This is a genomic window from Streptomyces sp. NPDC002092 (genome assembly GCF_053593775.1).
Genome location: NZ_JBSFDG010000005.1, coordinates 359,344 through 384,609 on the forward strand (window position 1 = coordinate 359,344; position 25,266 = coordinate 384,609).

At 69.4% G+C, this 25,266-nt stretch carries 25 protein-coding genes, 1 tRNA gene and 1 pseudogene; 10 read left to right on the forward strand and 17 right to left on the reverse strand.

Features of this window, described 5'->3' with window-relative positions:
- Positions 1-134 precede the first annotated feature (134 nt).
- From ACWCRD_RS14230 to ACWCRD_RS14240, 3 genes are all read right to left on the reverse strand, one after another.
- Positions 135-755 carry a nitroreductase family protein gene (locus ACWCRD_RS14230; protein ID WP_450966124.1) on the reverse strand — a complete coding sequence of 207 codons (621 nt, stop codon included), beginning with the start codon at positions 753-755 and terminating at the stop codon, positions 135-137.
- Positions 756-915: 160 nt separating this feature from the next.
- Positions 916-1,218, reverse strand: coding sequence for a hypothetical protein (locus ACWCRD_RS14235; RefSeq protein ID WP_450966125.1), 303 nt, complete (start codon positions 1,216-1,218; stop codon positions 916-918).
- 62 nt (positions 1,219-1,280) lie between these two features.
- Complete coding sequence (locus tag ACWCRD_RS14240) at positions 1,281-2,018, reverse strand: alpha/beta fold hydrolase (protein ID WP_450966126.1); 738 nt, start codon at positions 2,016-2,018, stop codon at positions 1,281-1,283.
- A 63-nt stretch (positions 2,019-2,081) separates the two neighbouring features.
- Between ACWCRD_RS14240 and ACWCRD_RS14245 the strand changes: the two genes are divergently transcribed.
- The 3 genes from ACWCRD_RS14245 to ACWCRD_RS14255 all read left to right on the forward strand — a co-directional run bounded on the left by ACWCRD_RS14245 (position 2,082) and on the right by ACWCRD_RS14255 (position 5,703).
- Positions 2,082-2,504, forward strand: coding sequence for a MarR family winged helix-turn-helix transcriptional regulator (locus ACWCRD_RS14245; RefSeq protein WP_450966127.1), 423 nt, complete (start codon positions 2,082-2,084; stop codon positions 2,502-2,504).
- A gap of 138 nt (positions 2,505-2,642) precedes the next feature.
- A complete protein-coding gene (locus ACWCRD_RS14250) occupies positions 2,643-4,166 on the forward strand; it encodes a serine/threonine-protein kinase (protein ID WP_450966128.1) in 1,524 nt (507 codons plus the stop codon).
- Between the two features lie 76 nt (positions 4,167-4,242).
- Entirely contained in the window at positions 4,243-5,703 is a 1,461-nt protein-coding gene (locus tag ACWCRD_RS14255; RefSeq protein WP_450966129.1) for an alginate lyase family protein, read from the forward strand.
- 38 nt (positions 5,704-5,741) lie between these two features.
- Here ACWCRD_RS14255 and ACWCRD_RS14260 read toward each other — a convergent pair whose 3' ends face one another.
- Together ACWCRD_RS14260 and ACWCRD_RS14265 are read right to left on the reverse strand one after the other, a co-directional pair.
- Positions 5,742-7,262, reverse strand: coding sequence for an MFS transporter (locus tag ACWCRD_RS14260; protein ID WP_450966130.1), 1,521 nt, complete (start codon positions 7,260-7,262; stop codon positions 5,742-5,744).
- A 119-nt stretch (positions 7,263-7,381) separates the two neighbouring features.
- The gene (locus ACWCRD_RS14265; protein WP_450966131.1) at positions 7,382-8,689 is read right to left on the reverse strand and encodes a DUF445 domain-containing protein; all 1,308 of its coding nucleotides are present in this window, start codon (positions 8,687-8,689) and stop codon (positions 7,382-7,384) included.
- A 219-nt stretch (positions 8,690-8,908) separates the two neighbouring features.
- On the opposite strand from ACWCRD_RS14265, the gene ACWCRD_RS14270 reads away from it, so the two are divergent.
- The gene (locus ACWCRD_RS14270; protein WP_450966132.1) at positions 8,909-10,243 is read left to right on the forward strand and encodes a GDSL-type esterase/lipase family protein; all 1,335 of its coding nucleotides are present in this window, start codon (positions 8,909-8,911) and stop codon (positions 10,241-10,243) included.
- 200 nt (positions 10,244-10,443) lie between these two features.
- Here ACWCRD_RS14270 and ACWCRD_RS14275 read toward each other — a convergent pair whose 3' ends face one another.
- From ACWCRD_RS14275 to ACWCRD_RS14290, 4 genes are read right to left on the reverse strand one after another with little or no spacing between them, the layout of a single operon-like run.
- Positions 10,444-11,280 carry a DUF1707 SHOCT-like domain-containing protein gene (locus ACWCRD_RS14275; RefSeq protein WP_450966133.1) on the reverse strand — a complete coding sequence of 279 codons (837 nt, stop codon included), beginning with the start codon at positions 11,278-11,280 and terminating at the stop codon, positions 10,444-10,446.
- Between the two features lie 33 nt (positions 11,281-11,313).
- On the reverse strand, positions 11,314-12,297 hold the full coding sequence (locus ACWCRD_RS14280; protein WP_450966134.1) for an ABC transporter ATP-binding protein: 984 nt from the start codon (positions 12,295-12,297) through the stop codon (positions 11,314-11,316).
- Between the two features lie 22 nt (positions 12,298-12,319).
- Entirely contained in the window at positions 12,320-13,084 is a 765-nt protein-coding gene (locus ACWCRD_RS14285) for an ABC transporter permease (protein ID WP_450966238.1), read from the reverse strand.
- A 49-nt stretch (positions 13,085-13,133) separates the two neighbouring features.
- Complete coding sequence (locus tag ACWCRD_RS14290; protein ID WP_450966135.1) at positions 13,134-13,934, reverse strand: ABC transporter permease; 801 nt, start codon at positions 13,932-13,934, stop codon at positions 13,134-13,136.
- A gap of 203 nt (positions 13,935-14,137) precedes the next feature.
- Between ACWCRD_RS14290 and ACWCRD_RS14295 the strand changes: the two genes are divergently transcribed.
- Positions 14,138-16,552, forward strand: a complete 2,415-nt coding sequence (locus tag ACWCRD_RS14295; protein ID WP_450966136.1) for a transglycosylase domain-containing protein — start codon at positions 14,138-14,140, stop codon at positions 16,550-16,552.
- 51 nt (positions 16,553-16,603) lie between these two features.
- On the opposite strand, the gene ACWCRD_RS14300 is transcribed toward ACWCRD_RS14295, so the two are convergent.
- Positions 16,604-16,960: a GroES family chaperonin gene (locus ACWCRD_RS14300; protein ID WP_450966137.1), complete on the reverse strand. Its 357-nt coding sequence runs from the start codon at positions 16,958-16,960 to the stop codon at positions 16,604-16,606.
- A gap of 54 nt (positions 16,961-17,014) precedes the next feature.
- Positions 17,015-17,344 (reverse strand): DUF3618 domain-containing protein, encoded by a 330-nt coding sequence (locus ACWCRD_RS14305; protein WP_390699771.1) that lies wholly within the window; start codon positions 17,342-17,344, stop codon positions 17,015-17,017.
- 133 nt (positions 17,345-17,477) lie between these two features.
- Here ACWCRD_RS14305 and bcp point away from each other — a divergent pair, with 133 nt between their 5' ends.
- The 3 genes and pseudogenes from bcp (at position 17,478) to ACWCRD_RS14320 (ending at position 18,850) form a co-directional block, all read left to right on the forward strand.
- Positions 17,478-17,945 (forward strand): thioredoxin-dependent thiol peroxidase, encoded by a 468-nt coding sequence (gene bcp / locus ACWCRD_RS14310; protein WP_115907926.1) that lies wholly within the window; start codon positions 17,478-17,480, stop codon positions 17,943-17,945.
- Positions 17,946-18,083: 138 nt separating this feature from the next.
- Positions 18,084-18,721 (forward strand): annotated as a pseudogene (locus ACWCRD_RS14315) (HNH endonuclease signature motif containing protein).
- A 45-nt stretch (positions 18,722-18,766) separates the two neighbouring features.
- Positions 18,767-18,850: transfer RNA gene (locus tag ACWCRD_RS14320), tRNA-Leu, on the forward strand.
- A 46-nt stretch (positions 18,851-18,896) separates the two neighbouring features.
- Here ACWCRD_RS14320 and rdgB read toward each other — a convergent pair.
- The 4 genes from rdgB to ACWCRD_RS14340 all read right to left on the reverse strand — a co-directional run bounded on the left by rdgB (position 18,897) and on the right by ACWCRD_RS14340 (position 21,156).
- Positions 18,897-19,502: an RdgB/HAM1 family non-canonical purine NTP pyrophosphatase gene (gene rdgB / locus ACWCRD_RS14325; protein ID WP_450966138.1), complete on the reverse strand. Its 606-nt coding sequence runs from the start codon at positions 19,500-19,502 to the stop codon at positions 18,897-18,899.
- Positions 19,503-19,535: 33 nt separating this feature from the next.
- Complete coding sequence (locus ACWCRD_RS14330; protein ID WP_450966139.1) at positions 19,536-19,937, reverse strand: hypothetical protein; 402 nt, start codon at positions 19,935-19,937, stop codon at positions 19,536-19,538.
- Between the two features lie 142 nt (positions 19,938-20,079).
- The gene (gene rph, locus ACWCRD_RS14335) at positions 20,080-20,817 is read right to left on the reverse strand and encodes a ribonuclease PH (RefSeq protein ID WP_450966140.1); all 738 of its coding nucleotides are present in this window, start codon (positions 20,815-20,817) and stop codon (positions 20,080-20,082) included.
- Positions 20,818-20,922: 105 nt separating this feature from the next.
- The gene (locus ACWCRD_RS14340; RefSeq protein ID WP_030943649.1) at positions 20,923-21,156 is read right to left on the reverse strand and encodes a glucose PTS transporter subunit EIIB; all 234 of its coding nucleotides are present in this window, start codon (positions 21,154-21,156) and stop codon (positions 20,923-20,925) included.
- A 263-nt stretch (positions 21,157-21,419) separates the two neighbouring features.
- Between ACWCRD_RS14340 and ACWCRD_RS14345 the strand changes: the two genes are divergently transcribed.
- On the forward strand, positions 21,420-22,685 hold the full coding sequence (locus ACWCRD_RS14345) for a PTS transporter subunit EIIC (RefSeq protein WP_450966141.1): 1,266 nt from the start codon (positions 21,420-21,422) through the stop codon (positions 22,683-22,685).
- Positions 22,686-22,783: 98 nt separating this feature from the next.
- On the opposite strand, the gene ACWCRD_RS14350 is transcribed toward ACWCRD_RS14345, so the two are convergent.
- Entirely contained in the window at positions 22,784-23,536 is a 753-nt protein-coding gene (locus tag ACWCRD_RS14350) for an MBL fold metallo-hydrolase (protein WP_344402860.1), read from the reverse strand.
- A 289-nt stretch (positions 23,537-23,825) separates the two neighbouring features.
- Here ACWCRD_RS14350 and ACWCRD_RS14355 point away from each other — a divergent pair, with 289 nt between their 5' ends.
- Positions 23,826-24,278, forward strand: coding sequence for a type II toxin-antitoxin system PemK/MazF family toxin (locus ACWCRD_RS14355; protein WP_450966142.1), 453 nt, complete (start codon positions 23,826-23,828; stop codon positions 24,276-24,278).
- Between the two features lie 34 nt (positions 24,279-24,312).
- On the opposite strand, the gene ACWCRD_RS14360 is transcribed toward ACWCRD_RS14355, so the two are convergent.
- Positions 24,313-25,263 carry a PLP-dependent cysteine synthase family protein gene (locus tag ACWCRD_RS14360; RefSeq protein WP_450966143.1) on the reverse strand — a complete coding sequence of 317 codons (951 nt, stop codon included), beginning with the start codon at positions 25,261-25,263 and terminating at the stop codon, positions 24,313-24,315.
- Positions 25,264-25,266: the final 3 nt, after the last annotated feature.

Genomic DNA, 25,266 nt, shown 5'->3' on the forward strand with positions numbered 1-25,266 from the left:
CGCAGGCCAAGGGCACGGTGGCCCCGAGGGTGGCGCTCTACGACTGAGCCCCGCGCCGGGCCCCTTGGGGAGCCGGCACGTCACCGTAGACACGGCTGAGCCCAGCGGTGGTCCACCGCCGGGCTCAGCCGTGTCTAGGCGTGCCGCCCCCATTGCCCCCGGTGAATGACGTCGTCCGCGCTCCGTCGGCGTTCCTTGACGCGATTGCTCTGCGCGGGCGCATCGTCGGCGCGGTAGCCGACCGTGATCCCCCCGATGGGGGCGTACTCCTCAGGCACCCCGAACTCCTCGCGGAACGGCTGCAGATGCTCCGGCATGATGCCGAAGAAGCAGGCGCCGAGACCTTCGTCGACCGCGGTCAGCAGCATGAGGAGGGCCGCCATGCCGGTGTCGATGTGCCAGTACGGGGCGGGCCAGCGGGCCTCGGCGCGGTCCTCCCAGCCCTTGTCGGGTTCGGCGTAACGCTCCAGGTACGCGGCCTTGTGGGCCAGAGGTACGACGACCAGCGGAGCGTCCTGCATGGTCGGCGTCTTCTCGACGCGGGTCGGCACGAACGGCCAGAAGCGGGCGCGGTCGGCGGGGTCGGTCAGGGCGAGGAAGGCCCAGCCCTGGGAGAAGCCGGCCGAGGGCGCCCGGAGTGCGGAGGCGAGGATGCGCTCGATCACCTCCGGCGCCAGGGGTTTGTCGGAGTAGTGCCGGATCATACGGCGACGACGGACCACCTCGGAGAATTCCATGGTGACGGATGCTGTCATGAACTCCTGGGCCGCCAAGGGAGGTTGAGCGGATCTTGCCGGCTCCTTCACCTCCTGCGGAGCCCGTGCGCCACTGGCTGCGCGGCCCCGCCGGGTGGGCCCGACCAGCCAAGACGGCGCCGCAGCCGGAAGCGAACCCGCCCCGGCCCGACCGGCGGAGCTACCCGCGCCGGTCTGCGACCGCCCACGACGCCGGCGCCACCGCACCGGCCACCCCGAACACAGCGGGCCAGGCCCCCACCTTCTTGGCCAACGGATGAGAAGCTCCGAAGGCGGCAACATACGCAGCGGTCAGCGCCCCCGCGGCCTTCCCTCCGGCCTGCTGCCTCCACTGCGCCGCGGCCGCGGCCCCTGCGACGGCCAGCACGGCCCCGCCCAGTTGCCGCTTCCTGGTCCAGCGGGCCACGCCGTATCCACCGACGAGTCCGCTCGCGGCCACCACCGCACCGGGAACCCTGACCATGCCCGCCTCCTACCGCTTTGACTGATGTGTCCCGAGGCTGACCGAGCCCTCTACCGAGCCCCCTACCGACCCGTCCGCCGGAGATGCTCCTCGATGAGACCGAGCGTGGCCTCCGGCTGCTCGATCTGCGGCAGGTGTCCGGCCTTGGGCACGACCTCGAGCCGCCCGTTCCCGAAGGCGGCGGCGTACGCGGCCCCGTACCCGGGTGTCACGATCCGATCGCTCTCGCCCCACACCAGCAGCGCAGGCGTCCGCACACGCCCCAGCCGCCGCAGCAGCTTCGGATCATGCATGTACGGGTCGCCCGCCAGCGTGCGCATGGTGGCCATATTTCCCTGCCGGACGGCCAGTTGGTCGGGGGGCAGCAAGGCCGCGTCGACGACATAGCGGTCCGGGTCGTGCCAGGAGAGCTCCGCCGCGGCACGGGCATCGAGGGCGAAGTAGTCCGCGATCGGCTCGGACTCGACGTACACACCGACCGCATCGATCAGCACCAGCCCACTGATCCGCTGCCCGGCGTCCCGCACCGCCATCTCCGCCGCGATCCACCCCCCGAGGGAGGACCCGACGACCAGGACGTCGTCCAGGTCGCGGTCCTGGAGGAGATGGAGATAGGAGAGCGCGAGGTCGTCGACACCCGTGCACCAGTCGGGGCGCGGAGTGCCGTCCCACCCGGGGTGCACGGGGGCCAGGACGCGGGCGGAGCCGGACAGATGCCGGGCGATCCCGGCGACGGTGGCGGGACCTCCGCCGCCGTGCAGGACAAGGACAGGACGACTGGAGCTGTGATCTGAAGTCATGCCAAGAGAGCCTAACTAAAGATGCTTATATAAGCTAGCTTAGTTTTCGGCTAGACTCCCTCCATGCATGCTGACCTGCAACTCCTCGGCCGGGCGGTCAAACAAGCGCAGTACCGCCAACACCGCGCGTTGGACAGCGCCTTGGCGGCGGTCGGCTCGACCCTCGCCCAGTGGGACGCGCTCCGCGCCATCAGCCGTACGCCCGGCGCATCGGCCCGCGAACTGGCCGCCGCCACCTTCCAGACCGAGCAGGCCTTCGGCACCCTGGTGGGCCGCCTGACCGCACAGGACCTGGTCGAGCGCCGCCCAGGCCACGGCCGCCGTATCGAACACCACCTGACACCGGCGGGCGAACGCGTCCTGAAGGCCGGACACAAGGTGGCCGACCATGTGCTGGCCGAGGCCTTCGCACCATTGCCCGAGCCGGACCGGGCAACGCTGCTGGACCTGCTGCAACGCCTGAACGGAACGGCCGCGAACCCCTGACCGGGCGGCGCCTCCGCCGGTTCAGTCGAATGAGTTGCCGAATGAGCTATCGTGCCTCTTCGATCTCCCTCATTCTCTCTCGTTCGCGAATGGGAAGCGCAGAAGGAGAGGTCGGAAGGGGATTCAGAAGGAGACACGGTGTCCGATCTTGGGCGGCTCGTCGCCGGCCGGTATCTGCTGGTCGAGCGGGTGGGCAGCGGCGGCATGGGCACCGTGTGGCGTGCCGAGGACAAGCTGCTCGGCCGCCATGTCGCCGTGAAGAAGCTGCACGTCCCGCCGCACCTGCACGACGACGAGGTCCGCACGCTCCACGAGCGCACCCGGCGAGAGGCCCGCAGCGCGGCCCGTATCACCCATCCCAATGTGATCGTGGTGCATGACGTCGTCGACGACGAGGGGCTGCCGTGCATCGTCATGGAGTACATCCCTTCGGCCACCCTGAGCGACGTCCTGAAGCGCCGGGGCGCGCTGCCGCCCCATGAGGCCGCCCGGATCGGCCGCGCCATGGCCGCCGCACTGCGCGCCGCCCACAACGCCGGCGTCCTGCACCGGGACGTCAAACCCGGCAACGTCCTGCTCGCCGAGGACGGCCGGATCGTCCTCACCGACTTCGGGATCGCCATGGAGTCGGGCACGTCCTCGCTGACCAAGTCCGGCGAGCTGATCGGCTCCATCCGCTACCTGGCACCCGAACGCCTCAGGGCGTCGAGCACGGGCCCCGGCCCCGCCAGCGACCTGTGGGCCCTGGGGGCGACGCTGTACCAGGCGGTCGAGGGCCACCACCCGTTCCAGCGCCCCACCCCCATCGAAACCGCGTACGCCATTGCAACCGATCCCTACGAGCCCCTGCGCAACGCCGGCGGCCTGACCCCGGTGATCGAGGGCCTGCTCCTCAAGGAGCCGGAACAGCGCATGGACGTACACGAGGTCGAACGCCGCCTCGCCGACCTGACGACCACCCGAACCGCACCCCTGGACCCACCGACGCGTCCGGAACCCGTCAGCACGGTCGAGACTCCCGATCGAAAGGGAACCGGCAACCGCCGTCGTACGGCGCTGCTGACGGTCTCGGCGGTGGCGCTCGCCGTCTGTGTGGCAGGTGGCGCACTGTGGTGGTTCAAGGGCGGCGCGGATGCACGGGGCAGCCACACCTCCCGGACGACCGCCTCGACGCCGTCTCCTTCCCCGAGCACGAGCCCCACGGTCCCCGCCGTGCCCAGCGGCTACCACCTTGTGCGGGCGGACACCGGCATCTCCGTCCCCGTACGGGACGGCTGGACCCGCAAGACGCTGCCCGGCGGCGAGGTCGGCTACATAGACCAGTCCGGCCTTGTGGGCCTGAGGGTCAACGTCGTCCAGTTCGCGGGCACCGACCCCGTGCGGCACTGGCGCGAGACGGAAGAGAACCAGACCCGCCGGGACAACCCCGGCTACGAACGCGTGCGGATGACCAAGACCACCTTCCGCGGCCGGCCCGCCGGCTACTGGGAGTTCACCTTCGACGGCAGGGCACGGAAGTACCGCGCGGCCGAACTGGCCTTCGCCGGCACCGACGGCACGCAGTACGTGATCTACCTCTCCGCGCCCAATGCCCAATGGGGGGAGTACCGTCCCGCGTTCGACGCGGCCGTCAACGGGGCCCGCCCGAGTTCGACCTCGTAGTCCCACGGTGGGGGCTCCACGACGGCCGCCCGCCCAGTTTTCGTTATCGGGCGCCGCCCCGCCCCGTCTCCGTGGCATGCATGTGACACGACAGATCAGCCGCCGCACCATGCTCAAGGCCACGGGAGCCGCAGCCGGAGCCGTCGGACTCACCGCTGTCACCACCCCTGCGGTGGCCGCGGGCGGGGCCTTCGTGCATCCCGGGCTCCTCCACACCGGCGCCGACCTCGCCCGTATGGCAGCCAAGGTGAAGGCAGGCGCCGCCCCCTACACTGCCGGGTACGCGAAACTGACCGCCAACCCGCATGCGCAGAGCGACTGGACGCCCCGTCCGCAGACCATCGTGTACCGGGGTGTGGAACTGCGCCCCCGCAGCACATGGCCGCAGAACTACGGCATCCTCTACAACGACATCCATGCCGCGTACCAGAACGCCCTGCGCTACCACGTCAGTGGCGACAGCGCCCACGCCGACACCGCCGTCGCGATCCTCAACGCCTGGTCGGCGAAGCTGACGAAAGTCAGCGGCAGCGCCGACCGGTGGCTGGCCGCCGGGATATACGGGTACCAGGCCGCGAACGCGGCCGAGCTGGTCCGCGACCACAAGGACTTCCAACTCGAGAGATTCCAGAAGATGCTGGTCGACGTCTTCTACTCGTTGAGTCAGGACTTTCTCGTCAGGCACAACGGCACTCCCGCCCCCCACTACTGGCCCAACTGGGACCTGTGCAACATGGCCTGCGCGCTGGCCACGGGCATCTTCTGCGACGACCGGGCCAAGGTCGAGCAGGCCGTCGAGTACTTCAAGCACGGCGTCGGCATGGGCTCGATCAAGCACGCCATCCCGGTCGTGCTCGACGACGGGCTCGCCCAGTGGATGGAGGCCGGGCGCGACCAGGGGCACTCACTGCTGGGCGTCGGCCTGATGGGCACCGTCTGCGAGATGGCCTGGAACCAGGGCATCGACCTGTACGGCTACGACGACAACCGCTTCCTCAAGGGCGCTCAGTACGTGGCCAAGTGGAGCCTGGGCGGGAATGTGCCGTACACGCCCTACGCCCTCGTGGACCGTCGGCCGGGGATCCAGCAGCCCACCCGGGTCGCCCCCGCCGACCCGGCGCAGACACGGCCGGTCTGGGCCATGATCGCCAACCACTACACCAAGCGGCGCGGGCTGTCCGCCACCTACCTCACGCAGATCGCCGCCAAGGCCGCGCCCGAGGGCGGCGGCGGGGACTACGGGCCGAACAGCGGCGGGTACGACCAACTCGGCTTCGGGACGCTGGCGTTCACCCGGGACAAAGGGGTGACCACCGCCGCCACGCCTACGCCGTCGGCCTCGGCCTCCGACGCCGGATCCGGCGCCCGGCCCCAGACGGCGGCCACCGCGTCCGCATCCCCCGCCGGCGCCGACCTCGCCGCCACCGGCTCCGAGGACGTCGTCGGATGGGCGGCCGCCGCGGGGGTCACCGCCGTCGCCGGCGGGCTGCTGTTCCTGCGGCGCCGTGACCGGGGCCGGCAGGGCGACGTCCGGTGACCCCAGGTCGTACCCCTTCGTCGCCCTAGGTCACAGCCCTACGCCGTGGCCGGTCGCGACCTCCCCTTCCCCTCCTTCACCGACCGGGCCTTCCCGGTCACCGTCGATGCCGCCGCCGTGAGCGGCTTCGCGATGTCCTCCAGGGAGCGGCGTTCCGCTCGTACCGCCAGGAACGCCGCGACCAGGCCCGCCGCGCACATCAGGGCCGCGCCGATCTGGAAGGCGAGGACCGTGTCGCCGACCTTGCCCGTGCTGGTCAGGTCCGCGAACAGCAGCGGGCCGCTGATGCCGCCGGCCGCGGTGCCGAGGGCGTAGAAGAAGGCGATGGACATCGCGCGGGTCTCCATCGGGAAGACCTCGGAGACCGTCAGATACGCGCTGGAGGCTCCCGCGGACGCGAAGAACAGGACCGCGCACCAGCAGGCCGTCAGGGTGGCCGCGCTCAGCGAGCCCCGGTCGAACAGCCATGCCGTGCCGAACAGCAGCAGGCCCGAGATCAGGTACGTCGACGAGATCATCACCCGGCGGCCGACCGTGTCGAAGAGCTTGCCGAGCAGCAGCGGGCCGCAGAAGTTGCCGATCGCGATGACCGCGAAGTAGTAGCCGGTGTCGTCGGTCGGGACGGCGAAGAACTTCGTCAGGATCGCGCCGAAGCCGAAGGTGATCGCGTTGTAGAGGAAGGCCTGGCCGATGAAGAGCGAGAAGCCGAGGATCGAGCGCCGGCGGTAGTCGGAGAACAGCGTGCGGGCGATCTCCACGAAGGTCACGCTGCGGCGCTGGTGGATCGTGATCTCGCCCTCGGGGCGGTCCAGCGGCCGGCCCTTCTCCGCCTCCACCTGTGCCTCGATCGACGTCACGATCTCTTCCGCCTCACGGTCGCGGCCGTGGATCAGCAGCCACCGTGGGCTCTCCGGGACGTGCCGTCGTACGAGAAGGATCACGAACGCCAGGAGCGCGCCGAGGGCGAACGTCAGTCGCCAGCCCACGTCCTTCGGCAGGATGGCGGTGTTCAGCGCGACGATCGACAGCAGTGAGCCGCCCACCGCGCCGAGCCAGAAGCTGCCGTTGATGATCAGGTCGACGCGGCCGCGGTGGAACGCCGGGATGAGCTCGTCGATCGCCGAGTTGATCGCCGCGTACTCGCCACCGATGCCGAAGCCGGTCAGGAAGCGGAAGGCGAAGAACCACCAGCTCGAGAAGGAGACGGCGGTCAGGGCGGTGGCCGCGAGATACACGGCCAGGGTGATCATGAAGAGCTTCTTCCGGCCCCACTTGTCGGTCAGCCGGCCCCAGAACAGGGCGCCGGCACACGCTCCCGCCACATACAGGGCGGCCGCGATGCCGGTGACCTGGCCCGAGGAGATCGGCAGACCGCTGCCGGACTCGGACAGCCGGCTGGCGATGTTGCCGACGACCGTGACCTCCAGGCCGTCGAGGATCCAGACGGTGCCGAGGCCGATGACGATCGTCCAGTGCCAGCGCGACCATGGGAGACGGTCGAGACGGGCGGGGATGTTGGTGGTCACGGTGTGGCCGGTTGCGGCCTCCGCGGTGGTCATGGGCTCCCTCCTCATTGAGCGAACCGGTGGCGGGTATCCCGGACCGGCGGCCCTACGCCCCGCGGTCGGAGAGTCACCGGCTTGGATCAGCGAACCCAGGCCGATAGGTGGCCCCGCCCTCACGCCCCCAGCGCCCGCGACACCGTATAGATCAACAACCCGGCCAGCGAGCCGACCACCGTGCCGTTGATCCGGATGAACTGCAGGTCGCGGCCGATGTGGGCCTCGATCTTGCGGGTGGTGTGCTCGGCGTCCCAGCCGGCCACGGTGTCGGTGATGAGGGAGGTGATCTCCTTGCGGTAGGTGGTGACCACGTAGACCGCCGCGCCCTCCACCCAGCCGTCCACCTTGGCCTGCACCTTCGGGTCGGACGCCATCCGCGCGCCGAGCGACAGCAGTGAGGCCCGCACCCGCAGGCGCAGCTCGCTGCGCTCGTCCTCCGCCGCCGAGACGATCATGGATCGTACGGCGGTCCAGGCGGAGGCGATCAGGTCCTGGACCTCGCCGCGGCCGAGGACCTCGCCCTTGAGCCGCTCGACGCGCGTGCGCGTGTCGGTGTCGGACTGCAGGTCGGAGGCGAAGTCCGACAGGAACCGGTCCAGCGCTCCCCGCGCGGGATGGGACGGCATGTCGCGCATCTCGCCGGCGAAGCGGAGCAGTTCCTTGTAGACGCGCTCGCCGACCCTCTTGTCGACGAAACGGGGCGTCCAGCCGGGCGCTCCGCCCTGGACGGCCTCCATGATCTCCGTGTCGTGCCAGACCAGCCAGTCGTGCGCCCGTGTCACGATCAGGTCGACGACCCGTTTGTGGCCGCCGTCCGCGACGATCTTCTCCAGCATCTTTCCGATGCCGGGCGCGATCTCCTGGGCGTCCGCGCGCCTCGTGATCGCCTCGCCGACCACCGCCTGGACGTCCGAGTCGCGCAGCACGGTCAGCGCGCCCCTGAGCGCCGCCGACAGCTCGGCCGTCACCCGGTCCGCGTGCTCGGGGTCGGCGAGCCACGCGCCCAGCCGGCTGCCGATGCCGACGGCGCGCAGACGCTGTCGTACGACGTCCTCGGAGAGGAAGTTCTCGCCGACGAACTCGCCCAGGGACACCCCGAGCTGGTCCTTCTTGTTCGGGATGATCGCCGTGTGCGGGATCGGCAGGCCCAGCGGGTGCCGGAAGAGGGCGGTGACCGCGAACCAGTCGGCGAGCGCGCCCACCATGCCCGCCTCGGAGGCCGCCGCGACATAGCCCGCCCAGGGGCCGGCCCCGGAGTTCTCCGCCCACTTGGCGAGGGCGTACACCAGCGCCACGAAGAGCAGCAGCCCGGCCGCGGTGAGCTTCATGCGGCGCACCCCGCGCTGCTTCTCCTCGTCAGCTGCGCTGAACGTCGTCATCGTGCGGGCGGTGACACCCTTCCCCACCGGATTCGTGCGCTCCATACACTCCACCCGTTCGTGATCCCCTGCACACATTGTCCCTTCCTGACCGACTACTGGAACAAAACGAGAGTTCCCGGCGTCTGTGAGAAGGGGGCGGCTCTTCGTGAACTCCGGTGGCCCAAAGGGGGGTCCTGTTCGGCCACCCCTCTCCCCATGTCGCATCATGGGTTGATCAGTTCGGAGCCTCGGGCTCCACTTTTTCGAGGAGACCCGCACCGCATGACCAAGCGTCACGGTTATGCCTTGCTTTGCGCGATCATCGCCGTGATCGTGGGCCTTTCCACCGCCATATACGTCGGGGTCGCGGCCGACGACGGCAGCACCGGCACCGACGCCCTCGGCAGGGCAGGCGCCCCGCGCGACCCCGCCGCCCCCGCGTCCACCGGCATCTGGGTCGGCTCCTGGTCGGCCTCTCCGGCCGGTGCCGAGCCCGGCACGGAGGCGTTCGGCATGGCGGGCCGCTCGGTCCGCAACGTCGTGCACACGAGCGTGGGCGGTACGAGTGCCCGTATCACCCTCTCCAATCTCTACGGCCGGACGGCGCTGACCGTCACGCACGCCTCGATCGCCGTCGCCCTCGCCTCCGACACCGCGGCGGCCTCCGCGGGCACCATGCGGCGGCTGACCTTCGGCGGCAGCACGACGGTCGTCGTCCCGGCCGGACAGCAGGTCCTCAGCGACGCCGTCCGCATCGTGATCCCGGAGGGCGGCGACGTACTGGTCACCACGTACTCGCCCACCCCGTCCGGCCCGGTCACCTACCACCCGCGCGCACGCCAGATCTCGTACGCCGCCGAAGGCGACCTCACCGAGGACGTGACCGGCACCGGCTACACCGAGCAGACGCCGTTCTGGCGCTACCTCACCGCGCTGGACGTGCTGAGCAACGAGTCGGACGGCACCGTCGTCGCGTTCGGCGACTCCCTCACCGACGGCATAACGTCCACGCAGAACGCCAACCACCGCTGGACGGACGTCCTTTCGGAGCGGCTGCGCACGGCGATCAGGTCCGGCCAGGACCTGCCCCGCTACAGCGTCGTCAACGAGGGCATCAGCGGCAACCAGGTCCTCGCGAGCGGCCTGGGCCGCCCCGCCGACAACCCGAGCGGCCTCAGCCGGTTCTCCCGCGACACCCTCGCCCGTACGAACGTCAAGGTCATCGTCACCGATCTCGGCGTCAACGACATCCTGCGCAACCCCCGCCTCGCCGACCCGGACAAGATCCTCGACGGTCTGCGCACCCTGGTCGGCGAGGCCCACTCCCACGGCATCAAGGTCATCGGCGCCACCCTGATGCCGTTCCAGGGCCACCGCGGCTACACCCCGGCCCGCGAGGCGGTCCGGCAACAGATCAACGCCGAAATCCGCTCGGGCCGCGTCTACGACGCGGTGGTCGACTTCGACAAGGCGCTCCGGGACCCGTACAACCCGCGCCGCCTCCGCTCCGACTACGACTCGGGCGACCACCTCCACCCCACGGACAGGGGCTTCGCAAGGATGGCCCAGGCCTTCGACCTGAACGACTTCAAGGGCTCGGCCCCGGCAGAGCTGTAGCCGGGCGCCCTGGCCTGCGGGCCATCGCGCCGCCCTGGCCTGCGGGCAATCGCGCCGCGCGAAGCCTGCGGCGCATGCGTGCCACCCTGCCCAGCCTGCGGGCATGCGTGCCGCCTGGGGCGGCTCCCGACCCGACGAAAAGGCGGCACCAGGCCAGCGCCGGTGAGCGACCCCGCCGTCACCCCAGCCGCACCGCCGGCTCAGTACTCCCCGCCCCGCCGCCGATCCCGCCGCTCCCGCTGCCGCTGCCGCCGCTCTTCATGCCGCTCACGGCGCTGCTCATGCAGGTCGCGCCGCCACTCCCGATGCTCCTCCAGCATCCGGCGGTGATCCGCAAACCCCTCCCCCGGCTGATGCGCACCCCCACGCTCCAGCTTCTCCTGCCGCCGCTCCTCCTTCAGCCGCCGCCGCTCCTCCCGCGTCAGCTTCCGCTCAACCCCGACCCCACCCCAGAAGGCGAACCCGTTCACGATCACCCGAGGCGCCCCGGGCTCCCCCTGCACGCCTTCCTCGCTGTGGTCGAACCCACCCATGATCCCGATGCCACGCACCACGACCTCGACCCCCGGCGGCACGATGATGTTCACCCCGCCCATGATCGCAACGCAGTTGATCTCGACCTCGTGGTCCGCGAAGTTCGCCTCGCGCAGATCGATCTCCCCGCCGCCCCAGAAGGCGAAGCAGTTGAACACCTTCGGCACGGTCCAGCGCCCCTTGCGCTGGAACCCCGACATCACGGCGACGGCCCACGAGGACGACCCCTCACCGCCGACGATCCGACCCGCCCAACTCCCGCTCGGCACAGGCTCCTTGACCAAGGACACGGGAGGCGGCGGGGCCACCCCGGCGGCCGGCAGATCACGGGTGATCGGCGTCAGTTCGCCGTAGGTCCGTGCCTTGTAGGTGGCCTCCAGCCGCTCCTCGAACTCCTCCATGTCGAGACGCCCCTCCGCGAGGGCGTCCCGCAGGACCTCGGCGACTCGTTCACGATCGGCGTCGGATGCGCGAAGCTCCGGGACTGCGGCGTCGTCGGTCATACAAGGCAGCCTACGAGTTCGCCCGCCCCGCGGCTACGAGACCGCTTTCTCGGTGTGCCCAGGGGTCGAACCGGCGTACATCTTCGCGATCACGTCCTCGATGTCCGGCTCCCGTACCGACAGATCCGCCAGCGGGTACTCCGCCGCGATCCGCGCCACCAGGGCCGCCGCCGACTCCCCCGCCGGGAACGCCAGCCACTGCCGCGGCCCCTCCACCTTCACCACCCGGGCGGGCGCCGCGTCGATCGGCTCCGTCTCCCGCTCCAGGTCCACCACCAGGGTGCGTTCGCTCTCGCCCACCTCGTGCAGCCCGGCGAGCGCACCGTCGTACATGAGCCGGCCGTGGTCGATGACCATCACCCGCGAGCACAGCTGCTCGATGTCCTGGAGGTCGTGAGTGGTCAGCAGCACGGTCGTGCCCCGCTCGGCGTTCAACTCCCGCAGGAACCCCCGCACCTTGGCCTTGGAGATGACGTCAAGGCCGATCGTCGGCTCGTCGAGGTACAGCACCTCCGGGTCGTGCAGCAGCGCCGCGGCGATGTCCCCGCGCATCCGCTGGCCGAGCGAGAGCTGCCTCACGGGGACGTCCAACAGGTCGGCCAGTTCCAGGAGTTCGACACAGCGGTCGAGGTTCTCGCGGTAACGGGCGTCCGGGATCCGGTACATGCGGTGCATCAGCTTGTACGAGTCGATCAGCGGCAGGTCCCACCACAGCGTCGTACGCTGCCCGAACACCACCCCGATACGGTGCGCGAGCCGCGTCCGCTCGCGCGAGGGGTCGATGCCGGCGACCCGCAGCCGGCCGCCGGAAGGGGTCAGAATCCCCGTCAGCATCTTGATCGTCGTCGACTTCCCGGCACCGTTCGGGCCGATGTAGCCGACCATCTCGCCGCGTGCCACCGTGAAGGAGATGCCGTCGACGGCCCGCACCTGCCGACGCTCGCGCTTGAGGAAGCCGGTCTTCTTGCGTACGTCGAAGACCTTCTCGACGCGGTCCAGTTCAATGAAGGCGTCCATCGTCTACCCTGCCAACTCCCGGCTAGTTCCCCGTACTCCGATACGACCTGAGCCCGGCCCGCCACGCCAGACCGGACAGCGCGAGGCATGCCACCGCCACCAGGGGCGGGGCGAAGGCCACCCACCGCGGCAGCCCGAGCGGCATCGGCCGCCCCAGCACATAGGCGGCGGGCAGCCAGGTGACGAAGGCCAGCGGCAGCAGGAACGTCACCCCGCGCACCAGCTCCCTGCCGAACACCGTCGGCGGATACTGCAACAGCGTGGCGCCGCCGTACGTGAACGCGTTCTGCACCTCGGACGCGTCCTGCGCCACGAACTGGAAGGCGGCGCCCGCCACGAACACCGCGCAGAAGATCCCCGCACCGCTGAGCACCATCACCGGCATCAACAGCACCTTCAACGGCGTCCAGTCGATGTCGACGGCGCTCAGCGCATACCCGAGCACCAACGCACCCTGCATGATCCGGCCCAGCCGGCGCAGCGCGAAACGGTCGGCCGCGACCTGCGCAAGGACCGGCGCCGGACGCACAAGGAGCGTGTCCAGCGTGCCGTCGCGCACCCGCTGCCCGAGCCGCTCCATCGAGCCGATCGCGAGGTCCGCGAACCCGAAGGCGACGCTCGACAGGCCGTACAGGAAGGCGACTTCGGGCAGCGGCCAGCCGCCCAGCACCTTCACCCGCGAGAACATCAGCAGGATCCCCACGAAGTCCAGCGCGGTCACCGCGAAGTTCGCGAACGTGGTCATCGCGAAGGACGCCCGGTACGCCATCGTGGAGCGGATCCACATCCCGCCGATCAGACGGTAGGCCCGCAGCCCGTCCACCACCCGGCTCACCTCAGCCACCCTGAACGACCACCCTCCGCGTCGCCACCGACTGCAGCAGCCGCCCGGCCCCCAGCAGCACCACCGCCCACGCCCCCTGGAAGGCGAACGTCCCCCACGGATCGGCCTCCCCGAGCAGCACGTCCGCCGGCTTCTGCAACAGCGCCGACCACGGCAGCTCCCGTACGACATCGCCGAGCGCACCCGGGAACACATTGAGCGGCAGCATCATCCCCGAGCAGAAGAACCCGGCGAGCATGGTCATGTGCGTCATGCCGGTGCCGTCCATCAGCCAGAACGTCAACAGCGCGATCAGATAGCGGATACCGAAACCGACCACCATGGCCAGCACCAGGGTCACCAGAAACGCACCCCAGGTCGCCACATCCCGCGGCAGCGCCACCGGAAAGACCAGCGCTCCGAACACGAAAGGGATCACGCCCCGCCCGAGCAGCTGGAACAGCGCGCGGCCCACGTCGGCCGCCAGCCACCACAGTTGAAGATCGGCGGGCCGGTACAGGTCGATCGCGACGTCCCCCGTCCGGATCCGTTCCATCAACTCGCCCTCGACGCCGCTGCCCCCGATCGCCAGCGCCGCGAAGATCGCCTGGCCCAGCCAGACATAGGTGACGGCCTGCGCCTGGTCGTACCCTCCGAGGTGCGGCTTCTCGTCCCACAGCGCCAGATAGGTGTACACGAGGATCAGCCCGAAGACGGTGTTGGTGAACACCCCTGCCGCAGTGGCCGCCCGATACGTCGCGTAACGTCTGAAACCGCCCGCCACGACGGCCACGTACAACCGTCCCGAGCCCACGTAAGTCAACCTCCCGGACCGCCCGACACCGAAGCGCAGGAGCCTAGTCCGCTGGTAGTGACGTACGCCACGCATTTTCCCGAGGGGACGCGTGCCGGGATCCGGGAACGGAACGCATGGTGCGAGAGTCTTCAAGAGGGGACGCAGATGGCGTACGAGGGCGTACGGGAACGTACGACGCGAAACAGGAGTCCGTGCACGAGATGAGCGACGAGCCGCAGCCGCAGCAGCCGAACCAGGGCTGGGCACAGAGAGAGCCGCAAGGCGCTGCCGAGCCCGGCGCTCCCGAACCGGGCGGCGCGAAACCGAAGCGGCCAAAGCGCACCGGCTGGCGCCGGCTCATCCCGACCTGGCGGATGGTCCTCGGCACCTTCGTCGTCGGCGTACTGCTGCTGATCGGCCTGTTCTTCCTCGGCTACTCGCTGGTGAAGATCCCGCCGGCCAACGCCCTCGCCACCAAGCAGGCCAACGTCTACCTCTACGCGGACGGCTCCCAGATCGCCCGCGACGGCGACATCAACCGGGAGAACGTGACGCTCGCCCAGGTCTCCAAGGACGCCCAGCACGCCGTCCTGGCCGCCGAGGACCGCGACTTCTACTCCGAGTCCGCCATCGACCCCAAGGCGATGCTGCGCGCCGCCTGGAACACCGCCACCGGCAAGGGCAAGCAGTCCGGCTCGACGATCACCCAGCAGTACGTGAAGAACTACTACCTCGCGCAGGAGCAGACCCTCACCCGCAAGGCCAGGGAGTTCTTCATCTCGATCAAGCTGGACCGGGAGCAGCCCAAGGACAAGATCCTCGAGGGCTACCTCAACACCAGCTACTTCGGCCGCAACGCCTACGGCATCCAGGCCGCCGCCCAGGCCTACTACGGCCAGAACGCCACCAACCTCGACCCGGCCCACGCCGCCTACCTCGCCGCGCTCGTCAACGCCCCCAGCGAGTACGACGTGATCGCGCACCCCGAGAACAAGGCGGCGGCCGTGGCCCGCTGGAACTACGTCCTGGACGGCATGGTCAAGAAGGGCTGGCTGAGCGAGGCCAAGCGGGCCGGCCTGAAGTTCCCGATGCCGAAGGAACAGACCGTCTCCACCGGCATGTCCGGGCAGCGCGGCTACATCGTCACCGCGATCAGGGACTACCTCACCAAGAACAAGATCGTCACCACGGACGACCTCGAGGCCGGCGGCTACCGCATCACCACGACCCTGCAGAAGAGCAAGCAGAACGCCTTCGTGAAGGCCGTCAACGACAAGTTGATCTCCAAGCTCGACAAGAAGAACAACAAGGTCGACAACTACGTCCGCGCGGGCGGCGCCTCCGTCGACCCGAAGACCGGCAAGGTCGTCGCGATGTACGGCGGCATCGACTACGTCAAGCAGTACACGAACGGCGCGACCCGAGGCGACTTCCAGGTCGGCTCCACCTTCAAGCCCTTCGTCTTCGCCTCGGCCGTCCAGAACCACTCCACGACGCAGGACGACCAGACCATCACCCCGAACACCTACTACGACGGCACCGACAAGCGCCCCGTGCAGGGCTGGTCCGGCGGCAGCTACTCCCCCGCGAACGAGGACGACCGCTCGTACGGCGACATCACCGTGCGCACCGCCACCGACAAGTCCGTCAACTCGGTGTACGCACAGATGGCCGTGGACGTGGGCCCCGACAAGGTGAAGGACACGGCGGTCGCACTCGGCATCCCGTCCGACACCCCCGACCTGACCGCGACGCCCTCCATCGCGCTCGGCGTGAACACCGCCAGCGTCCTCGACATGGCCGAGGCCTATGCGACGCTCGCCAACCACGGCGAGCACAGCGCGTTCACGATGATCGACTCGATCACCAAGGACGGCAAGGACGTCGTGGAGCTGCCGAAGGACACCACCACGAAGGCCGTCAGCCGCGAGGCCGCCGACACCACCACCTCCATCCTGCAGAGCGTCGTCGACAACGGCACCGCGACCGCGGCCCAGGACGCGGGCCGCCCCGCCGCCGCCAAGACCGGCACCGCGGAGGAGGACACGGCCGCCTGGTTCGCCGGCTACACACCCGATCTCGCGACCGTCGTCTCCGTCATGGGCCAGGACCCGGTCACGGCCGCCCACAAGCCGCTGTACGGCGCGCTGGGCCTGCCCCGCGTCAACGGCGGCGGCCCGCCCGGGGACATCTGGGCGCAGTACACGAAGGACGCCCTGAAGGGGAAGCCGGCGACGGACTTCGACCTCCAGCTCCAGGCGGGGGCCGAAGAGACCCAGCCGCCCGCCACCAGCGAGCCCCCGCAGCAGCCGGGCACCGGCGGCACCACCGGCCCCAGCCCCACCACCAACGGCCAGAACAACCAGGGCCAGACCCAGGGCCAGAACAACGGCGGCACGACGAACGGCGGGACCAACACCACGGGCAACACCACGACCGGCGGCACCACGGGCGGCAACACCACCGGCGGCGGCACGACGGACGGCGGAAACACCACGACGGGCGGCAACACGACCGGCAACACGACGGACGGCGGGACCACGGCGGGCGCGGACACCGGGGGCACAACCGACGGCGGCACGACGGCCGGCACGGACGTGGGTACGACGGCGGGCACGGGCGGACCTCCGACCTGACACGACGAAGAGGGCTGGTGACCGTCGTCACCAGCCCTCTTCGTCGTTCTTCTACAGGTACAGGCCCGTCGTGTCCTCGGACCCCTCGAACCGGTCCGCGGCCACGGCATGCAGGTCACGCTCACGCATGAGCACATAGGCGACGCCCCGGACCTCCACCTCGGCACGGTCCTCCGGGTCGTACAGGACCCGGTCGCCCGGCTCCACGGTCCGTACGTTCTGGCCCACCGCTACGACCTCGGCCCAGGCCAGCCGACGCCCGACCGCCGCCGTGGCGGGGATCAGGATGCCCCCGCCCGACCGCCGCTCGCCCTCGCCGCTCTCCTGCTTGACCAGGACCCGGTCGTGCAGCATCCGGATGGGCAGCTTGTCGTGCTGGGTGCTGTGCTCGATTCTCTTGGCGCTCACGCCTTGAACCTACCTGCCTTTGCCCAGTCCGTACGCCGCCGGGTCGGCGGTCGCTCAGCCCCGGCGCCGCCGGGTCCCGAGCGCGAGCAGCCCGACCAGTCCTACGGCGACGACCGCGACCGGCACGATCCGCTCCAGCCGGGGCGCGCCCTCCTCGTCCACGAACTGCGCCTTCACATCGCTCACGACCCTGTTGACCCCGACATAGGCCCGCCCCAGAGTCTGATCGATATTCGACACGACCTTGGCCTTGGCATCCCCGACGATCGTCTTCGGATGCACCCGCACCCCGATCTCGTCGAGCGTCTCGGCCAGCACTTCGCGGCGGCGCCTGATGTCCGCCTCGATCTGCGCCGGGGTTCTGGTGTCCGACGTGTCCGCCACCGTAAGGCCTCCGAAGTCGCCTGATGCCTGTAACTGATACCTGCTGCTGATACCTGCTGCTGCTACTTGTTCCGGACAGTCTGTCAGCTCTTGCCGCGCCTGCACTGTCAGGACCCCCGGTTACGCTGGTTCGATGAGCGAGCGACTCCAGCCGGGGGACGTGGCCCCCGACTTCACCCTCCCCGACGCCGACGGCAACGACGTGTCCCTCTCGGCCCACAAGGGCCGCAAGGTCATCGTCTACTTCTACCCCGCGGCCCTTACGCCCGGCTGCACCAAGCAGGCCTGCGACTTCACCGACAACCTGGAACTGCTGGCCGGCGCCGGTTACGACGTCATCGGCATCTCCCCGGACAAGCCGGAGAAGCTGGCGAAGTTCCGTGAGAAGGAGTCCCTGAAGATCACGCTGGCGGCCGACCCGGAGAAGACGGTCACCGAGGCCTACGGCGCGTACGGCGAGAAGAAGAACTACGGCAAGACCTACATGGGCGTCATCCGCTCCACGGTGATCGTGGACGAGGAGGGCAAGGTCGAGCGGGCGCTGTACAACGTGCGGGCTACGGGGCACGTGGCGAAGATCATCAAGGATCTGGGGATCTGAGGGTCCCTCTCTGCTGCTTCAGCGGCTCGCACTGGGGTGACCCGGTGCGGGCCGCTTTACGTTTCGGGCGTGACTGTCCGATAAGCGGTTCTTTACTCCGTACGGGCAGCGAACGCGCGGCCGGAACGGAGGGGGCTCATGGGGGCCAGTGCGTACAGCAGGGAGCGACTGGAGGAGGCGGCTCGGGGGGCGCGGACGTTGTCGGAGGCGTTGGTGTCGTTGGGGGTGGATCCGGGGAGTTCTACGCGGCGTTACGTCATGGAGCGAATGAAGAAGTTCGGGGTGGACACGTCGCATTTCGAGCGGGAGGGGGTCAAGTGGACGCGAGAGATCCTGCAGGCGGCGGTCTCGGCATCGACGAACATGTGCGAGGTACTACGGCACCTGGGGCTTGAGGTCGTCGGCGGGCACCACACTCACATCAGCCGACGGATCAAGGCGTACGACATCGACACCTCGCACTTTCAGGTGCCGACCCGACGCGGCAAGGCATGGCGCCCCCGGACGCCTGAGGGACTACTCGTCGAGCAGCCCGTCGGCCAGGCCCGGCGCATCCCCAGCGAACGGCTCAAGTGGGCGATGACGGCCCTGGGGATGCAAGAGCGGTGCGCCCGATGCGGGACGGAAGCGGTCTGGCGAGGGCATCCGCTCCCGCTGGAGTCGATCACATCGACGGCAACTGGCGCGACAACCGCATCGAGAACCTGCGGTTCCTGTGTCCCAATTGCCATGCGATCACCAACACGTGGTGCCGAGGTGGCCATAGAGCCGCCTAGGCCCTCGACTACGAAGCCGCCTCGCCGGGTAGCATGAGCGCGCAAGCGGCCGTGGCGGAATTGGCCTACGCGCAACACTTAGGATGTTGTGGGAGAAATCCCTTGAGGGTTCGAGTCCCTCCGGCCGCACACCTTTGATTCGAAGGTCCACCTGAACGCAGGTGGACCTTCACCGTCAGCCCAACAACTCCCGCACCACCGGCACCAACGCCCTGAAAGCCTTCCCCCGATGGCTGATCGCGTTCTTCTGCTCCGCGCTCAGCTCCGCGCACGTCCGCGTCTCCCCCTCCGGCTGGAGGATCGGGTCGTAGCCGAAGCCGTTCGTGCCCACCGGAGCGTGCCGCAGCACACCCCGCAGCTGGCCCTCGACCACGCGCTCCCGGCCGTCCGGCAACGCCAGCGCCGCCGCGCACGCGAAGTGGGCGCCCCGGTGTTCGTCGGCGATGTCGGACAGCTGGGCCAGCAGCAGCTCAAGGTTGGCCTTGTCGTCCCCGTGCCGACCCGCCCAGCGGGCGGAGAAGATGCCCGGGGCGCCGTTCAACACGTCCACGCACAGCCCCGAGTCGTCGGCGACGGCCGGGAGGCCGGTGGCCTGGGCCAGGGCGTGGGCCTTGAGCAGGGCGTTCTCGGCGAACGTCACGCCTGTTTCCTTGACGTCGGGCACTTCGGGGTAGGCCTCCGCCCCGACCAGCTCATGAGCGAGTCCTGCTTCGGCGAGGATCGCCCTGAGCTCGGTGATCTTTCCGGCGTTGCGGGTGGCGAGGATCAAGCGCGTCGTCATGGGGCAACAGTACGGCGCGGCCCGTAGAGGGTCTTACGAGGAGGTGCAGACCTTCGTGAGTTCGCCCGCCGCGTCCGTGACGGGGCTGACGTCCGGGGTCTTGTCACCGTTCTTGATCGCCGTACGGACATTGCTCACGGCCTTGTTCAGGTCGTCGACCGCCTTGTTGACGTCGGCGTTGTCGGTCTTGTCGCCGATCTTGTCGAGGTTCTTGTCTATGGAGGCGAGCGACTCGTCGAGCCGGGTCGGGTCGTTCGAGGCGTTTTCCACGGCCTGCTGGAGGTTGGTGACGCTGTCCGCGATGGTGTCGGCGGTCTGGACGCAGTCCAGGGCCTTGTCGACGGCGTCGCAGCCGGTGGTGAGGCCCGCGGTCAGCACTGTGGCTGCCAGCGCTGCGATGGTGACGGTGATGCGGCGGCCTCGGCTCGCGGCCATGACTGTGGTCCCTCCGTTGTCCAGGCCCGTGGGCCCCCCGTACTGGTCGGGCGCACGGTGGTGTGCCGTGCGCCCGCATTCGTAGGGACGCCGGAAGGGGCGTCGGGGTTGCCCCCGGCCGCCGTTCCGCTTGGTGCGTCCTTTACTTTTCGAGGACCGTATCAAGTGCCTTGCGCTGAAGGACAGTGAGTTCCGAGCAGCCGGAAACCGCCAGGTCCAGAAGGGAGTTGAGCTCCTCGCGGGCGAACGGCTCGGCTTCCGCGGTGCCCTGGACCTCGACGAAGCGGCCGTCGCCGGTGCAGACGACGTTCATGTCGGTGTCGGCGCGCACGTCCTCCTCGTAGCAGAGGTCCAACAGAGGGACCCCTCCCACGATGCCGACCGAGACCGCCGAGACGGTGCCGGTGAGCGGCTGGCGGCCGGCCTTGATCAGCTTCTTGCCCTGGGCCCAGGCGACGGCGTCGGCCAGGGCCACGTACGCGCCGGTGATCGCGGCCGTACGCGTGCCGCCGTCGGCCTGGAGGACGTCGCAGTCGAGGACGATGGTGTTCTCGCCGAGTGCCTTGTAGTCGATCACCGCGCGCAGGGAGCGGCCGATGAGGCGGCTGATCTCGTGGGTGCGGCCGCCGATCTTGCCGCGTACGGACTCGCGGTCGCCGCGGGTGTTGGTGGCGCGGGGCAGCATGGAGTACTCGGCGGTGACCCAGCCCTCGCCGCTGCCCTTGCGCCAGCGGGGGACGCCTTCGGTGACGGAGGCGGTGCAGAAGACCTTGGTGTCGCCGAAGGCGATGAGGACGGAGCCTTCTGCGTGCTTGCTCCAGCCGCGTTCGATGGTGATCGGGCGGAGTTGTTCGGGGGTGCGGCCGTCGATTCGAGACATGGCGATGAGCCTAGCCGCACAGGCGGAAAGGGCCCCTCCCGCGGTGGGAAGGGGCCCCAACGAGTGAGTGCGGGCCGGGGCGGCCGTGGCTCATCTCACGTCGGTTCACATCATGTCTTCGATCTCCGCGGCGATGGGGTCGGCGTCGGTGCCGATGACGACCTGGATCGCGGTGCCCATCTTGACGACGCCGTGGGCGCCGGCGGCCTTCAGGGCGGTCTCGTCGACCAGCGAGGCGTCGCTGACCTCGGTGCGCAGCCGAGTGATGCAGCCCTCGATCTCCTCGATGTTGTCGATGCCGCCGAGCCCGGCAACGATCTTCTCAGCCTTGCTGGCCATGTCAGTCTCCTCACGCGCAGTTGCTGTCGCCCGTAGCTGGTCTACACCACCCGGGAGGCGGTCGCCAACCTGGGGCCGCACTTCGCCGTCGAGGCCTGACAGGCCACCAGAAAACAGTGGGTTCCTTATCCGGCCTTCACCGTGCTACAACAGGTCTACACCACAGGTCTAAACCACTGAGTGTTCCACAATGGTTCAGACCAGCGACGCCGCCGTCCTCTTCCCCTGTCCCCGGGCGGCGCTCTGCCCCTCTGGAGGAAGTTGTGACCACGGCCAGCGCCGCTCCCGCGGCCGAGAAGAAGAAGGGCCCCGGCGCGATGGCTGTGCTGCAGCGTATCGGCCGCAGCCTGATGCTGCCGGTGGCCGTCCTGCCCGCCGCCGCTCTTCTGGTGCGGCTGGGCAACACGGACATGCTGGGACGCCCGTCCTTCCCCACGTTCCTCACGAAGATCGCGGGGTTCATGGCGGCGGGCGGCAACGCGATCCTCGACAACATGGCGCTGCTGTTCGCCGTGGGCATCGCGATCGGCTTCGCCAAGAAGTCGGACGGCTCGACGGCGCTCGCCGCGGTCGTCGGCTACCTGGTCTTCAAGAACGTGCTGGCCACGTTCACGGACAAGAACCTGCCGAAGGTGGCGACGGCCGTCGACGGCAAGGTCGTCATGGTGAACGCCCCGGTCGACGCCAAGGTGCTCGGCGGTGTGGTGATGGGTCTCGTGGTCGCGCTGCTCTACCAGCGCTTCTACCGCACCAAGCTGCCGGACTGGGCGGGCTTCTTCGGCGGCCGCCGGCTCGTCCCGATCCTCTCCGCTTTCGCGGGCCTGGTCATCGGCATCGTCTTCGGCTACATCTGGCCGGTCCTCGGCACGGGTCTGCACAACTTCGGCGAGTGGCTGGTGGGGTCGGGCGCGGTCGGCGCGGGCATCTTCGGTGTGGCCAACCGTGCGCTGATCCCGATCGGCATGCACCACCTGCTGAACTCCTTCCCGTGGTTCCAGGCGGGCGACTACCACGGCAAGAGCGGTGACATCGCGCGCTTCCTGGCGGGCGACCCGACCGCGGGCCAGTTCATGACCGGCTTCTTCCCGATCATGATGTTCGGTCTGCCTGCGGCCTGTCTCGCGATCGTGCACTGCGCTCGTCCGGAGCGCCGCCAGGTGGTCGGCGGCATGATGTTCTCGATCGCCCTGACGTCCTTCGTGACGGGTGTGACCGAGCCCATCGAGTTCACGTTCATGTTCATCGCGCCGGTCCTGTACGCCATCCACGCGGTCCTCACCGGTGTCTCGCTGGCGCTGACCTGGGCGCTCGGCATGAAGGACGGCTTCGGCTTCTCGGCGGGCGTGGTGGACTTCGGACTGAACTGGGGCATCGCGACCAACCCGCTGGGGCTGATCCTGGTGGGCCTGTGCTTCGGCGTCCTCTACTACGTGATCTTCCGCTTCGCGATCATCAGGTTCAACCTGCCGACGCCGGGCCGCGAGTCCGACGAGGAACTGGCGGAACTGCAGAAGGCGGAGGCCAAGTAGCCTCACGCCACGGCGCACGAAGGCTCCCGGAACCCTTGGTTCCGGGAGCCTTCCGCATGTTCGCAGGGCTGGATCTCGTGGCCCTGGATCTCGTAGCGCTAGATCTCGTACGTCTGCCTCGGCGCCGCCAGGGCCACCGGGCCGTCGAAGACCGCCTGGGCGTCCGCCAGGTTGACCTGCGGGTCGGTCCACGGCGGGATGTGGGTCAGGACCAGGCGCCGGGCGCCCGCCCGGGCCGCCGTCTCGCCCGCCTCGCGGCCGTTGAGGTGCAGGTCGGGGATGCTCTCCTTGCCGTGCGTGAAGGCGGCCTCGCACAGGAACAGGTCGGTGTCGCGGGCGAGTTCGTCCAGGACCGAGGTCGTGCCCGTGTCGCCGGAGTACGTCAGGGACTTCCCGCCGTGCTCGATGCGGATGCCGTACGCCTCCACGGGGTGGGCCACGCGTTCCGTGTGCACCGTGAACGGGCCGATCTCGAACGTGGACGGCTTGACCGTGTGGAAGTCGAAGACCTCGCTCATGGAGGAGGCGGTGGGGGTGTCGGCGTAGGCGGTGGTCAGCCGGTGTTCCGTTCCCTCGGGTCCGTAGACGGGAATCGGATCGCAGCGGCCGCCGTCGTGGCGGTAGTAGCGCGCCACGAAGTAGGCGCACATGTCGATGCAGTGGTCGGCGTGCAGATGGCTGAGGAAGATCGCGTCGAGGTCGTAGAGACCGCAGTGGCGCTGCAGCTCGCCAAGGGCACCGTTGCCCATGTCGAGAAGCAGCCGGAAGCCGTCGGCCTCTACGAGGTAGCTCGAGCAGGCCGATTCCGCGGACGGGAACGACCCCGAGCAACCGACGACGGTGAGCTTCATGAAGCAGAAACCTCCGCTGGCGGGAACTTTTCCGGGAAGGAGAACGGGGGTCGTGCGGTCCGTCGAGCGTAAGGCGCAAAACGTCCGGTCGCTCCTCAAGCAAGGGCTGTTGTGGGCGAACTCACCTGTGGTGTCACCGGTTCGGCTGGAAGCGGGGCGCAAGAGGCAGAGGGGGGCGCGCGAAGCGCGCTCGAGCAGGGTGGTGGCGGGTGACGGGTGGGAGTGAGGGTGCGAGCACGGGTTGCGCAGAGGGCGCGCGGCGCTGATCGTGCGCCGGTAACGTCTTCGTATGGACACGTCATGGTGGCTCGCGCTCGCGGCGGTGATACTGCTCGCGCTGGTCGCCACGCTCGTCGACGGCTGGGGGCGGGGGCGACGGCCCGCGGGACGCCGGACGCGGCCGCCGGGCCGTCCGGGTGCGCGGGGTGGCGGGCGGCCCAGGCCCGCGGAGATCTGGTGGGCGAACGTTCCGTACGAGGACCGGCCGGGCAACAAGGACCGGCCCTGTCTGGTGCTGGTGGTGCACGGGGAGCGGGCGGTCGTCGCGAAGATCACCAGCAAGTACCACGACGAGCGGGCCGGGGTGATCCCGTTGCCCCCGGGGGCAGTCGGCGATGCGCAGGGTCGCGCGAGCTTCCTGGAGACGGACGAGCTGCGCGAGGTGCCGGTGTGGGAGTTCCGCCGGCGGGTGGGTGTGGTGGACCCGGTCCTGTGGGACCAGGTCCGTCACCTTGCGACGTGAGCCCTTCGAACAGGCTCACGAAGGACTCGAAGGACTATGCCCAGAGCTGTCCCTGCAGCGTCTCGATGGCTTCCTCCGTCGTGGCGGCCGTGTAGACGCCCGTCGACAGGTACTTCCAGCCGCCGTCGGCCACGACGAACACGATGTCCGCGCTCTCGCCGGCCTTGAGGGCCTTGTTGCCGATGCCGATCGCCGCGTGCAGGGCCGCGCCGGTGGAGACGCCCGCGAAGATGCCCTCCTGTTGCAGGAGTTCACGGGTGCGGGTGACCGCGTCCGCCGAGCCGACGGAGAAGCGGGTCGTCAGCACGGAGGCGTCGTACAGCTCGGGCACGAAGCCCTCGTCGAGGTTCCTGAGCCCGTAGACCAGGTCGTCGTAGCGCGGTTCCGCGGCGACGATCTTGACGTCCGGCTTGTTCTCGCGCAGGAAGCGGCCGACGCCCATCAGGGTCCCCGTCGTTCCGAGGCCCGCCACGAAGTGGGTGACCGAGGGTAGGTCGGCGAGGATCTCGGGGCCGGTCGTCGCGTAGTGCGCGCCCGCGTTGTCCGGGTTGCCGTACTGGTAGAGCATCACCCAGTCCGGGTGCTCGGCCGAGAGTTCCTTGGCCACCCGGACCGCGGTGTTGGAGCCGCCCGCCGCCGGGGAGGAGATGATCTCCGCGCCCCACATGCCGAGCAGGTCGCGGCGCTCCTGCGAGGTGTTCTCGGGCATCACGCACACCATGCGGTAGCCCTTGAGCTTCGCGGCCATGGCGAGGGAGATGCCGGTGTTGCCGCTCGTCGGCTCCAGGATGGTGCAGCCCGGGGTCAGGCGGCCGTCCTTCTCCGCCTGTTCGATCATGTGCAGGGCCGGGCGGTCCTTGACCGAGCCGGTGGGGTTGCGGTCCTCCAGCTTGGCCCAGATGCGGACGTCCTCGGACGGCGACAACCGCGGCAGGCGCACCAGAGGGGTGTTGCCCACCGCGGCCAGCGGGGAGTCGTAGCGCATGCG